We start from the raw sequence: 12,689 nt of genomic DNA on the forward strand, positions 1-12,689 counted from the left end.
ACATCGTTGGGTTTTACAACAACGAACGGTTGCACTCGAAACTGGGATATCTGCCACCGACCGCTTACGAGCGGGCGATGGCGTCAAAACCACCTATCGAGGTGTCCGGAATTAGTTGACCACTGCATTGATCCATCGACCTGAAAGCTTGAGTCGAACTTCAGTCTTGAGAACAACCGAGATCGGCTCCCTTTCCCCCTCGCCCCCCTGGGGGAGAGGGCGGGGGTGAGGGGGAAAAGATCTCAAGCCCTACACAAAAATCCCCACTAAACGCAAAAAAAGCCCCCCACCAATCACTCGGTGGAGGGCTTTTCTACATCAATCGCCGTCAGATCAAACTTTGACGATCCAGCCCGCTGGCGCTTCGATGTCGCCGGTCTGCACGCCAGTCAGCTCTTTGTAGAGCTTCTGGGTCACAGGACCGACTTCGGTCTCGCTGTGGAACACATGCAGATGGTCGTTGTAGCTTATGCCACCGATCGGGGTGATCACCGCAGCAGTACCGCAAGCGCCGGCTTCCTTGAAGTCCGACAGTTTGTCGATCAGCACATCACCTTCCACCACTTCCAGGCCCAGACGGGTCTTGGCCAGTTCGATCAACGACAGGCGGGTGATGCCTGGCAGAACCGACGGCGAGTTCGGGGTGATGAACTTGTTGTCGTGGGTGATCCCGAAGAAGTTGGCCGAACCGACTTCTTCGATCTTGGTGTGGGTCATCGGATCCAGATAGATCGCGTCGGCGAAGTTGGCTTTCTTCGCTTTCGAGCCCGGCATCAGGCTGGCCGCGTAGTTGCCGCCGACCTTGGCTGCGCCGGTGCCTTGGGGGGCGGCGCGGTCGTAGCTGGAGATCTGGAAGTTGTGTGGGGTCAGGCCGCCCTTGAAGTAGGCGCCGACCGGGATGCAGAAGATCGAGAAAATGAACTCGGGCGCAGTGCGCACGCCGATGTTGTCACCCACGCCGATCACGAATGGACGCAGGTACAGCGCGCCGCCGGTGCCGTATGGCGGAATGAAGCGCTCGTTGGCGCGAACCACGGCTTTGCAGGCTTCGATGAACTGCTCGGTGTCGACCGTCGGCATCAGCAGACGCGCGCAGCTGCGTTGCATGCGCAGGGCGTTCTGGTCCGGGCGGAACAGGTTGATCGAGCCGTCCTTGCAACGATAGGCCTTCATGCCTTCGAAGCACTGCTGGCCATAGTGAAGGGCCGTCGAGCCTTCGCTGATGTGCAGCACGTTATCTTCGGTCAGGGTGCCTTTGTCCCACTCGCCATCGCGAAAGTACGACAGATAGCGTTTGTCGGTCTTGATGTAGTCAAAACCCAGCTTGTCCCAATTGATGCTCTCGTTACCCATGACACCCTCTATCACTGAACAACCGCCGAAACGGTTCAAGGCTTCTGACGTTTTTTGGATGGGCACAACAATACTTCATTCTTGAGCGGTTTCGCAGCCGGAATTCGCTCCACTGATCGTTCCCACGCTTGATCGTTCCTACGCTCTGCGTGGGAATGCCTCATCGGACGCTCCGCGTTCGGCTTTTGGGACGCAGAGCGTCCCCGGCTGCATTCCCACGCAGAGCGTGGGAACGATAAACGCAGCTACAGGTGCAACGCATGCCCCAAAGCACGCAACGCCGCTTCCTGCACCGCTTCACCCAATGTCGGATGCGCATGAATGGTGCCGCCGATGTCTTCCAGCCGCGCGCCCATTTCCAGGCTTTGCGCAAACGCTGTCGACAACTCCGACACGCCAACGCCCACCGCTTGCCAACCGACAATCACATGGTTGTCCCGACGAGCGACCACGCGCACGAAGCCGCTTTTTGACTCCAGCGTCATCGCCCGGCCGTTAGCGGCGAACGGGAAGCTGGAAACAATGCAGTCCAGCCCCGCAGCCTTGGCCTCGTCCGGGGTCTTGCCGACCACCACCAGTTCCGGGTCGGTAAAGCACACCGCAGCGATCGCAGTCGGGCTGAATTCACGGGTTTTGCCGCTGATCAACTCGGCAACCATCTCGCCCTGAGCCATGGCGCGGTGGGCCAGCATCGGCTCGCCGCTCAGATCGCCGATGGCGTAGACGTTGCGCATGCTGGTCTGGCAGCGACTGTCGATCTTGATCGCCGAACCGTTCATATCCAGATTCAGCGCTTCGAGGTTCCAGCCCTGGGTATTCGGTTTGCGGCCGACGGCGACCAGCACCTGATCGGTTTCCAGGTTCAGGGTTTCGCCTTCCGGATCGCGCACCTGCAACGTGCCATCGAAACCCAGCACGCTGTGTTTCAAATACAACTTAACGCCCAGTTGCTTCAACGCTTCATGCACCGGTTGCGTCAGCTCCGCATCGTAGGCCGGCAAGATACGATCCTGCGCCTCGACCACACTGACTTCAGCGCCGAGCTTGCGATAAGCAATGCCCAGTTCCAGACCAATGTAACCACCGCCCACCACCACCAGACGTTTCGGCACGGATTTCGGCGCCAACGCTTCGGTGGAGGAGATGATCGGCCCGCCAATCGGCAGGATCGGCAGATTGACGCTGGTCGAACCAGTGGCCAGCACTAGATGCTCGCACTGGATGCGCGTGTCGCCGACATCCACGGTTTTACCGTCGATGACTTTGGCCCAGCCGTTGATGACCTGAACCTTGTTCTTCTTCAACAGTGCAGCGACGCCGGTGGTCAGGCGATCAACGATGCCGTCCTTCCATTCAACGCTTTTGCTGATGTCGAGGCTCGGCGCCGAAACGCTGATGCCCAGCGCCGAATGCTGGCTGTGATGCTGGGTCTGGTGAAACTGCTCAGCCACATGAATCAGCGCTTTCGACGGGATGCAGCCGATGTTCAGGCAGGTGCCGCCCAGCGATTGGCCTTCGACCAGAATCGTCGGGATGCCCAGTTGCCCGGCGCGGATCGCCGTTACATAGCCGCCGGGGCCGCCGCCAATGATCAGCAGCGTAGTGTTCAGAGATTGCATGCGCGCCTTACTCCACAAACAAAGTGGCGGGTTGTTCGATCAAGCCACGAATGGCCTGGATGAAGAGCGCCGCGTCCATGCCGTCGACCACGCGGTGATCGAACGAGCTGGAGAGGTTCATCATCTTGCGGATCACCACCTGGCCTTTGACGACCATTGGCCGTTCGACGATTTTGTTCACGCCGACGATCGCTACTTCCGGCAGATTCAGCACCGGCGTGCTGACGATGCCGCCCAGTGCACCGAGGCTGGTCAGGGTGATGGTCGAGCCGGACAGTTCATCACGGCTGGCCTTGCCATTACGCGCGGCGTTGGCCAAACGCGAGATTTCTGTAGCACTGTCCCACAGGCTGCGCGCCTCGGCGTGACGCACCACCGGCACCATCAGGCCGACATCGCTTTGCGTGGCGACGCCGACATGCACCGCGCCGAGGCGAGTGATGACCTGGGCTTCGTCGTCGTAACGGGCATTCATCTGCGGGAAGTCGCGCAGGGCGACGACCAGCGCACGGACGAGGAACGGCAGCAAGGTCAATTTGCCACGGCTGGCACCGTGTTTTTCATTCAAATGCACGCGCAGTTCTTCAATCGCGGTGACGTCGATTTCTTCGACGTAGCTGAAATGCGCGGCACGCTGAGTGGCGTCCTGCATGCGTTGGGCGATCTTGCGACGCATGCCGATCACTTGAATCTGTTCTTCGTCGTTGCGCTGGGCGTAAGCGGCGGCCACTGGTGCCGAAGCGTTGGACTGACCTTGCGCCAGATAGGCTTCAAGGTCTTCGTGCAACACACGACCGGCCGGGCCGGAACCGCGCACCAGACGCAATTGAATCCCCAGATCCAGCGCATGTTTGCGCACGGCCGGGGAGGCGAGCGGGCGTTCGTCTGCTTCGCGAGCCACCATCGGGCCTTGGCAAACCGCAGCCGGACCCGGGGCGGCTGGAGCAGGTTTGCTCTCAACAACGGCCTCAACTTTCGGCGCAACGGGTGCTTCTTTAACAGGCGCAGGCGCGGCGGATTCTTTCAGATTGCCGGCACCCTCAACCTCGATGCTGATCAGCACACTTCCAACCGCCATCACTTCACCCGGCTGACCACCAAGCGCAATCACCTTGCCATGCACCGGCGACGGAATATCGACCATGGCCTTGTCAGTCATCACGTCCGCCAGCACCTGGTCTTCAACCACCAGATCGCCAACCTTGACGTGCCACTGCGACAGTTCTACTTCTGCGATGCCTTCGCCGATGTCCGGCATCTTGATAACGTGCGTGCCCATTCAGACCTCCATAACCCGTTTCAGCGCTGCGCCCACTCGGGACGGCCCAGGGAAATACGCCCACTCTTGCGCGTGCGGGTAGGGGGTGTCCCAACCGGTGACGCGTTCGATCGGCGCTTCCAGGTGATGGAAGCAATGCTCTTGCACCAGCGACACCAGTTCGGCACCGAAACCGCAAGTGCGGGTGGCTTCGTGTACCACCACGCAACGGCCGGTCTTCTTCACCGACTTGACGATGGTTTCCAGATCCAGCGGCCACAGGCTGCGCAGGTCGATGACTTCGGCATCCACGCCGGATTCTTCGGCCGCGACTTGTGATACGTAGACGGTGGTGCCATAAGTCAGCACGGTCACGTCCTTGCCCGGACGGGTGATCGCGGCGACGTCCAGCGGCACGGTGTAGTAACCGTCCGGCACTTGGGCTTGCGGGTGTTTCGACCACGGTGTTACCGGGCGATCGTGGTGGCCGTCGAACGGGCCGTTGTACAGGCGTTTCGGCTCAAGAAAGATCACCGGGTCATCGTTTTCGATGGAGGCGATCAGCAAGCCTTTGGCGTCATATGGGTTGGACGGCATCACCGTGCGCAAGCCGCACACCTGGGTGAACATCGCCTCGATGCTCTGGCTGTGGGTCTGGCCGCCGTAGATGCCGCCGCCGCAAGGCATGCGCAGGGTCATCGGCGCGGTGAACTCGCCGGCCGAGCGATAACGCAGGCGCGCCGCTTCGGAAATGATCTGGTCGGAGGCAGGGTAGACGTAGTCGGCGAACTGAATTTCGGCGACCGGGCGCAAACCATAAGCACCCATGCCCACGGCAACACCGACGATGCCGCTTTCCGAGATCGGGGCGTCGAATACGCGCGAGGTGCCGTACTTGGTCTGCAGGCCTTCGGTGCAACGGAACACGCCGCCGAAGTAGCCGACGTCTTGACCGAACACCACCACATTGTCGTCACGCTCAAGCATCACATCCATGGCCGAGCGCAGGGCCTGGATCATGGTCATGGTGGTCGTGGTCATGGCGGTTTCCAACTGAATATTGTTGTTGTGATCGTTCATGTCAGATCCCCAACTGCTGACGCTGGCGCTTCAAGTGCTCCGGCATCTCTTTGTAAACGTCTTCGAACATGGTCGCGGCGCTTGGAATCTGGCCGCCGGCAAGGGTGCCGTACTGTTCGGCCTGTTTCTGCGCGGCAATCACTTCGGCTTCGAGCTCGGCGCTGACGGCGGCGTGCTCTTCTTCTGACCAGTGACCGACCTTGATCAGATGCTGCTTGAGACGGGCGATCGGGTCGCCGAGCGGGAAGTGGCTCCAGTCATCGGCCGGACGATATTTTGACGGATCATCGGAGGTCGAGTGCGGACCGGCGCGGTAGGTGACCCATTCGATCATGGTCGGGCCGAGGTTGCGGCGGGCGCGTTCGGCAGCCCAGGCAGATGCCGCATACACCGCGTAGAAGTCGTTGCCATCCACGCGCAGCGAAGCGATGCCGCAACCGACGCCGCGTCCGGCGAAGGTGGTGGCTTCACCACCGGCGATGGCCTGGAAGGTCGAGATCGCCCACTGGTTATTCACGACGTTGAGGATCACCGGCGCGCGATAAACGTGGGCGAAGGTGAGGGCGGTGTGGAAGTCCGATTCGGCGGTGGCGCCGTCGCCGATCCATGCCGAGGCGATTTTCGTGTCGCCTTTGATCGCTGAGGCCATGCCCCAGCCGACGGCCTGAATGAACTGGGTGGCGAGGTTGCCGGAGATGGTGAAGAAACCGGCGTCCTTGACCGAGTACATGATCGGCAACTGGCGGCCCTTGAGCGGATCGCGCTCGTTGGACAGCAGTTGGCAGATCAGGTCGACCAGCGGCACTTCGCGGGCCATCAGAATGCTTTGCTGGCGATAAGTCGGGAAGCACATGTCGTCGATGTTCAAGGCCAGAGCCTGAGCACTGCCGATGGCTTCTTCGCCAAGGCTCTGCATGTAGAACGACATCTTTTTCTGACGCTGGGCGACCACCATGCGGTTGTCGTAGATCCGCGTCTTGAGCATGGCGCGCATGCCCTTGCGAAGGATCTCGACCGGGACGTTTTCGGCCCAGGGGCCGAGGGCGTTGCCCTGATCGTCGAGCACACGGATCAGGCCACGCGCCAAGTCAGCGGTGTCGGCAGGTTCGACATCAATGGAAGGTTTGCGCACCGTACCGGCATCGGTCAGATGCAGGTAGGAAAAATCGGTTTTGCAGCCTGGACGGCCCGAGGGTTCAGGGACGTGCAGACGCAGCGGTTCATACGCTTGGGTCATGGCTTCTACGCTCGATCTTGTGAATTTCTTGTAGTGAGCTGGCAGTCATTCTTCGGTAGAAGAAATCTTGTCCTACAACAATCATAGGCCCGGGCAAGAAGAATATTTATCTCTGTTTCGTTGCGCTGGAGATGATTTGCAGATAGAAATTCTGCATAAACATAAAAAACAGGTGGTTTTGTCTCATGCGCAAACTGGACCGTACCGACATCGGCATTCTCAACAGCCTTCAGGAGAATGCGCGCATCACCAACGCCGACCTCGCACGCTCGGTGAATCTGTCGCCGACGCCATGCTTCAACCGGGTCAAGGCAATGGAGGAATTAGGGCTGATTCGCGAGCAGGTAACGCTGCTGGATGCCGACCTGCTGGGGCTGCATGTGAACGTGTTCATTCATGTCAGCCTGGAGAAACAGGTGGAGGAGGCGTTGCAGCATTTCGAGGAGGCGATTTCTGATCGCCCCGAGGTGATGGAGTGCTACTTGATGGCTGGCGATCCGGATTATCTGCTTCGGGTGTTGGTGCCGACGATTCAGTCGCTGGAGCGGTTCATGATGGACTTCCTGACCAAAGTGCCGGGTGTGGCAAATATCCGGTCGAGTTTTGCGCTGAAGCAGGTGAGATACAAAACTGCATTGCCGTTGCCGGCAAATGGCTTGACGTTAGGCACCTGACCCGAAGCGGAACGCGGAGCGTCCCCGGCAGCATTCCCACGCAGAGCGTGGGGAACGATCGATGTAGGAGCTGCCGCAGGCTGCGATCTTGTGCTGTTAAAGCTTATTGATCGGGATCTTCAGATAAACGACGCCGTTGTCTTCCGCCGCTGGCAGATTCCCCGCCCGCACATTGACCTGAATCGCCGGCAGCAACAGCGTCGGCATGCCCAGCCCGGCATCACGCTGGGTGCGCATTTCGACAAACGCCGCCTCATCAATCCCGTCATGCACATGAATATTGCTTTTGCGCTGCTCACCGACCGTGGTCTGGCACTGAGCGGCGCGGCCCTCGGGCGGGTAATCGTGACAGACGTAGAGTTTCACGCTGGCCGGGAAGGCCAGCAGTTTATGAATCGAGTTGAACAACTGATGGGCGTTGCCGCCGGGAAAGTCGCAGCGCGCGGTGCCGACGTCGGGCATGAACAGCGTGTCGCCCACCAGAATCTGTTCGCCGTCGATCAAGTAGGCCATGTCCGCCGGGGTATGCCCAGGTACATGCAGGGCAGTGGCTTTGAGATTGCCGATCCTGAATGACTCGTTCGGCGCAAACAGGTGATCGAACTGCGAGCCATCGACGCAGAACTCCGGCTCCAGATTGAACAGCGCCTTGAACACGTTTTGCACTTTGCTGATTGATTCACCAATGGCGATTTTCCCGCCCAGCTCCCGGCGTAGATAAGGCGCGGCGGACAGGTGGTCGGCGTGGGCATGGGTTTCCAGCAGCCACTGCACTTGCAGATTGTGCGCGCGGACGAAGGCGATGATTTTGTCCGCCTGTGCGGTGCAGGTGCGCCCGGCGGCGCCGTCGTAATCGAGCACCGGATCGACGATCGCACATTGCCCGCCGTCGGTTTCATAGACCACGTAGCTGTAGGTCGAAGAGGCGGGGTCGAGAAAAGCTTCAATCTGCGCGGGCATGGACACCAACCTGAACAAGGAAAATGGGTTGCAACACTTTATCTAAAAACATAATGTTCGCAGCTTAAGTGACCTTGAAGGCCTCGTGCAAATGCAATCCAGTCTGACCGAATGTGAAGTCGCCCAACTGCGCGCCTCGGCCTCCAAGGCCTGCGCGTTGCTCAAGGCCATGGCCAATGAGGATCGCCTGTTGATCCTGTGTCAACTGACCCAGGGCGAGCGCAACGTTGGCGAACTGGAAAAGATGACCGGCGTGCGCCAGCCGACGCTGTCCCAGCAACTGGGCATCCTGCGGGATGAAGGCCTGGTCGCGACCCGTCGTGAAGGCAAGTACATTTTCTACGGCCTCGCCAGTCCGGAAGTCATTCAGGTCATGAAGACCCTCTCCGGGTTGTATTGCGGGGCCGTGCTGAAAAGCCTGGGCCACCAATAAATGCCAGCCATGACACTGGTTCAATGTGGGAGCGAGCCTGCTCGCGAAAGCGTTAGGTCAGGCAATATTTGCATCGACTGACACGCCGCCTTCGCGAGCAGGCTCGCTCCCACATTCGGATTTGTGTTGGCTAGAAAACTCCTTGCGTGCAGCAAAAGGAACAAGCAATGAACGATCAACACTGGGGCCCATCCATCAGTGCAGACATCGTGGTCATCGGCGGCGGTACGGCCGGTATCGGTTTTGTCGCCAGCCTGCTCAAGCGTGACCCTGCGCTGAAAATTACCGTGATCGAACCGAGCGCCCAGCATTACTACCAACCGGCGTGGACGCTGGTCGGCGGTGGCGCCTACGACGTCAAAGACACCGCACGGCCGATGAACAAGGTCATGCCCCGGCAAGCGAACTGGCTGCAAGCGGCAGTCACCGCAATCGACCCGGACCAACGCCAACTCACCCTCAGCGATCAACGCACGGTCAGCTATCAGAACCTGATCGTCTGCCCCGGTCTGCGCCTGGCCTGGGAGAAGATCGAAGGCTTGCAAGAGAGCCTCGGCCAGCACGGCGTCACCTCCAATTACAGCTATCAGCACGCGCAGTACACCTGGGATCAGGTGCAGAAACTGCGCGGCGGCAAAGCCCTGTTCACTCAACCGGCGATGCCGATCAAATGCGCCGGAGCGCCGCAAAAAGCGCTGTACCTGTCCTGCGATCACTGGCGTAAAACCGCCGTGTTGAACAACATCCATGTCGAATTCAATCTTGCGGGCGCCGCGCTGTTCGGCGTGGCGACGTTTGTGCCGCCGTTGATGAAGTACATCGAAAAGTACAACGCGCAACTGGCGTTCAATTCGAATCTGGTCAAGGTCGACGGTCCGGCGAAAACCGCCTGGTTCGAGATCAAGGACGCCGACGGCAACGTCAGCCGCGTAGCGAAAGCCTTCGATCTGTTGCACGTGGTGCCGCCGCAGGTGTCGCCGGATTTCATCGCGCAAAGTCCTTTGGCCGACGCGGCCGGCTGGTGTGAAGTCAATCCGCACAGCCTGCAGCACGCGCGTTATCCCGAGGTGTTTGCACTCGGTGACATCTGCGGCACCAGCAATGCGAAAACCGCCGCAGCAGTGCGCAAGCAAGTGGTGGTGGTCGCGGAAAACCTGCTCGCCCAGCGCAAGCAACAACCGCTGCCGCTGAAGTACGACGGTTACGGTTCCTGCCCGCTGACGGTGGAGAAGGGCAAGGTGATTCTTGCCGAGTTCGGTTATGCCGGTAAGTTGCTGCCGACCTTCCCGATGGACCCGACCGTGGCGCGGCGCTCGGCGTGGTTGCTCAAGGCGACGCTGCTGCCGTGGTTCTACTGGAACGGCATGCTCAAAGGGCGCGAGTGGCTGACCGGCCTGTCCAAAGTCGACTGAGAACATCCTATGTTGCTGGCAAGCCTGTTTGGTGTGGTGATGGGGTTGGTGCTCGGTTTGACCGGGGCCGGCGGCGGGATTCTCGCGGTGCCGGCGCTGGTCCTCGGCCTCGGCTGGACGATGACTCAGGCAGCGCCGGTGGCGTTGTTTGCGGTGGGCAGTGCGGCGGCGGTCGGTGCGATCGATGGCCTGCGTCATGGCCTGGTGCGCTATCGTGCGGCGTTGTTGATTGCCGCGCTCGGCGCGGTGTTTTCGCCATTGGGGATCTACTTCGCGCACCAGTTGCCGGAGAAAATCCTGATGATCCTGTTCAGTCTGCTGATGGTCATGGTGGCCTGGCGCATGCTGCGCCGTGAGCGTCAGCAGGAAGGGCCGAGTGATCATGGTCACGCCAGTTGGGGCCAGAAGAATTGCATGCTCAATGCCGAAACCGGGCGCTTCGACTGGACCGCCAAATGCACCGCAACGCTGGCGGCGTTGGGCGCGATTACCGGGGTGGTGTCCGGTTTGCTTGGGGTCGGTGGCGGCTTCTTGATCGTGCCGGCGTTCAAGCAACTGACTGACGTGCAGATGCGCGGAATTGTCGCGACGTCGTTGATGGTGATCAGTCTGATTTCGGCAATCGGGGTGATCGGCTCGTTTCACGCCGGTGTGCGGATTGATGCGCAGGGTGCGGCGTTTATCGTCGCCAGCATTGTCGGCATGATCATCGGCCGTAAGCTCTGTGCGCGGGTGCCGGCGCGGGCGTTGCAGGTGGGATTTGCCAGTGTCTGTCTGGTGGTGGCGGGGTATATGTTGTTGCGGGCTTAAAGCAAAAATCGCAGCCCGTGAGGGCTGCGATCCATTAACCGCTTACAACACCAGATGTGGCAACCACAGCGAAATCGCCGGCACGTAGGTCACCAGAAGCAACACCAGAAACAGCACCGCATAAAACGGCAGCAGCGCTTTCACAGTGCTCTCGATACTGACCTTGCCCACCGCCGAACCGACAAACAGCACCGCGCCCACCGGCGGTGTTATCAGCCCGATCCCGAGGTTGACCAGCATGATCATGCCGAACTGCACCGGATCCACACCGATGCCGAGAATCACCGGCATCAGGATCGGCGTCAGGATCAGGATCAGCGGCGCCATGTCCATCACCGTGCCGAGCAACAGCAGCATGACGTTGATGCACATCAGGATCACGTAGCGGTTGTCCGACAGGGTCAGGAACAGCGTGGTGATCTTCGCCGGGATCTGCATCAGGGTCATGATGTAGCCGAAGCTCGCAGCGAAACCGATCAGGATCATCACGATCGAAATCGTCCGCACGGTGCGATGCATCAGTTTCGGCAGTTCACTCCATTTGTAGTCGCGGTAGATGAACATGGTGACGAAGAATGACCACAGCACGGCAATCGCCGCCGATTCGGTCGCGGTGAAGATCCCCGAGAGGATGCCGCCGAGGATGATCACCATCGCCATCATGCCCCAGAGGGCCTCGCCGACGATTTTCAACGCCTGGCGCATCGGGATGACTTCACCTTTGGGGTAGTTGCGCTTTTTCGCGAAGATCAGGCACAGCACCATCAGGCAGGCGCTCATCATCAAGCCCGGCACGATGCCGGCCATGAACAGCGAGGCAATCGAAACCGTACCGCCGGCGGCCAGGGAGTAGAGCACCGAGTTATGGCTTGGCGGAGTCAGCAGGGCTTGCACCGAGCCGCTGACGGTCACGGCAGTGGAGAAATCCCGTGGATAGCCCTTGCGTTCCATTTCCGGAATCAGCACCGAACCCACCGACGCGGTGTCGGCCACTGACGACCCGGAGATCGCGCCGAAAAAGGTCGAGGCGACAATGTTGACCAGTGACAGGCCACCGCGGACAAAACCCACCAGCACCCCGGCACACGCCACCAACCGACGCGACATGCCGCCCTCGGCCATGATCGCACCGGCCAGCACGAAGAAAGGAATGGCCAGTAGCGAGAATTTGTTCACGCCTGACGCGACCTGGATCATCACCGCCTGGAACGGGATGTCGATCCACCATGCACCGATCAGCGCGGCGGCGCCCAGCGCGTAGGCGACGGGCATGCCGATCAGGATCAATACGATAAAACTGCCCAGCAGTATCAAAGCGTCCATTAAGCGGCACCTTCACTTTCTTCCACCAGGTCGAACTGCACGACCCGCCGTTTGCTCTGATCACCGAGCAAGAGTTTTTCCAGAACAAAAACCAGCGTCAGCAAGCCGCCCACGGGAATCGGCAGATAGGTCACGCCAACGCGCAGATCGGGCAGAGCAGCCATGAACTGATTCCAAGTGGACATGCACAGTTTGGCGCCCCAGATCGTCATGAAAATGCAGATCGACGCCATGAGCAGTTGGGAAAAAATCGACGCCGCGTTTCTCAACTGCGGCGGCATGCGGTCGGTGAGCATGGCCACGGCCATGTGCGCACCGGCGCGGTAACTGGCGGCAGCGCCGATGAAGGTAAAGACCATCATCAACAGAATCGCCGTAGGCTCGGGCCAGCTCGAGCCGGTGCCCAGCACGTAGCGGGCGAACACGCCCCAGGGAATCATCAGGGAAATCGCCAGAACGGAAAGGCCGGCGACCCAGATGCACGTCATGTAGATCTTGTCGTTGATACGCAGCAGTAGATTCTTCATCGG

Annotated in this window: 12 protein-coding genes; 4 read left to right on the plus strand and 8 right to left on the minus strand. The window is 60.0% G+C overall.

Annotation, left to right across the window (positions count from 1 at the left end; translation table 11 throughout):
• Nucleotides 1-333: 333 nt before the first annotated feature.
• The 5 genes from AC0ZWN_RS25710 to AC0ZWN_RS25730 form a co-directional block, all read right to left on the minus strand.
• The gene (locus AC0ZWN_RS25710; protein ID WP_007915073.1) at nt 334-1,353 is read right to left on the minus strand and encodes a branched-chain amino acid aminotransferase; all 1,020 of its coding nucleotides are present in this window, start codon (nt 1,351-1,353) and stop codon (nt 334-336) included.
• Between the two features lie 245 nt (nt 1,354-1,598).
• Nucleotides 1,599-2,972 (minus strand): dihydrolipoyl dehydrogenase, encoded by a 1,374-nt coding sequence (lpdA, locus tag AC0ZWN_RS25715; RefSeq protein WP_476337131.1) that lies wholly within the window; start codon nt 2,970-2,972, stop codon nt 1,599-1,601.
• 7 nt (nt 2,973-2,979) lie between these two features.
• Nucleotides 2,980-4,251 (minus strand): dihydrolipoamide acetyltransferase family protein, encoded by a 1,272-nt coding sequence (locus AC0ZWN_RS25720; RefSeq protein WP_476337133.1) that lies wholly within the window; start codon nt 4,249-4,251, stop codon nt 2,980-2,982.
• The gene (locus AC0ZWN_RS25725) at nt 4,252-5,310 is read right to left on the minus strand and encodes an alpha-ketoacid dehydrogenase subunit beta (RefSeq protein ID WP_003224000.1); all 1,059 of its coding nucleotides are present in this window, start codon (nt 5,308-5,310) and stop codon (nt 4,252-4,254) included.
• A gap of 1 nt (nt 5,311) precedes the next feature.
• On the minus strand, nt 5,312-6,547 hold the full coding sequence (locus AC0ZWN_RS25730) for a 3-methyl-2-oxobutanoate dehydrogenase (2-methylpropanoyl-transferring) subunit alpha (RefSeq protein ID WP_003224001.1): 1,236 nt from the start codon (nt 6,545-6,547) through the stop codon (nt 5,312-5,314).
• 185 nt (nt 6,548-6,732) lie between these two features.
• Between AC0ZWN_RS25730 and bkdR the strand changes: the two genes are divergently transcribed.
• Nucleotides 6,733-7,221: a Bkd operon transcriptional regulator BkdR gene (gene bkdR / locus AC0ZWN_RS25735; RefSeq protein WP_476337134.1), complete on the plus strand. Its 489-nt coding sequence runs from the start codon at nt 6,733-6,735 to the stop codon at nt 7,219-7,221.
• A gap of 96 nt (nt 7,222-7,317) precedes the next feature.
• Here the strand turns inward: bkdR and AC0ZWN_RS25740 are convergent, their stop codons facing one another.
• Nucleotides 7,318-8,181 (minus strand): MBL fold metallo-hydrolase, encoded by an 864-nt coding sequence (locus AC0ZWN_RS25740; RefSeq protein ID WP_186624574.1) that lies wholly within the window; start codon nt 8,179-8,181, stop codon nt 7,318-7,320.
• 91 nt (nt 8,182-8,272) lie between these two features.
• Between AC0ZWN_RS25740 and AC0ZWN_RS25745 the strand changes: the two genes are divergently transcribed.
• The 3 genes from AC0ZWN_RS25745 (at nt 8,273) to AC0ZWN_RS25755 (ending at nt 10,836) form a co-directional block, all read left to right on the plus strand.
• On the plus strand, nt 8,273-8,614 hold the full coding sequence (locus AC0ZWN_RS25745; RefSeq protein ID WP_007915092.1) for an ArsR/SmtB family transcription factor: 342 nt from the start codon (nt 8,273-8,275) through the stop codon (nt 8,612-8,614).
• Between the two features lie 167 nt (nt 8,615-8,781).
• Complete coding sequence (locus tag AC0ZWN_RS25750) at nt 8,782-10,026, plus strand: NAD(P)/FAD-dependent oxidoreductase (RefSeq protein ID WP_476337137.1); 1,245 nt, start codon at nt 8,782-8,784, stop codon at nt 10,024-10,026.
• Nucleotides 10,027-10,035: 9 nt separating this feature from the next.
• Nucleotides 10,036-10,836: a sulfite exporter TauE/SafE family protein gene (locus tag AC0ZWN_RS25755; protein WP_116254960.1), complete on the plus strand. Its 801-nt coding sequence runs from the start codon at nt 10,036-10,038 to the stop codon at nt 10,834-10,836.
• Between the two features lie 42 nt (nt 10,837-10,878).
• Here the strand turns inward: AC0ZWN_RS25755 and AC0ZWN_RS25760 are convergent, their stop codons facing one another.
• Both AC0ZWN_RS25760 and AC0ZWN_RS25765 read right to left on the minus strand, forming a co-directional pair.
• Complete coding sequence (locus AC0ZWN_RS25760; RefSeq protein ID WP_016986826.1) at nt 10,879-12,159, minus strand: TRAP transporter large permease; 1,281 nt, start codon at nt 12,157-12,159, stop codon at nt 10,879-10,881.
• Nucleotides 12,159-12,686 carry a TRAP transporter small permease gene (locus tag AC0ZWN_RS25765; RefSeq protein ID WP_093440938.1) on the minus strand — a complete coding sequence of 176 codons (528 nt, stop codon included), beginning with the start codon at nt 12,684-12,686 and terminating at the stop codon, nt 12,159-12,161. Before AC0ZWN_RS25765 ends, AC0ZWN_RS25760 begins: the two co-directional genes overlap by 1 nt.
• Between the last annotated feature and the right edge of the window lie 3 nt (nt 12,687-12,689).

The sequence above is a fragment of the Pseudomonas sp. 3B-A001-10F genome (assembly GCF_056313565.1).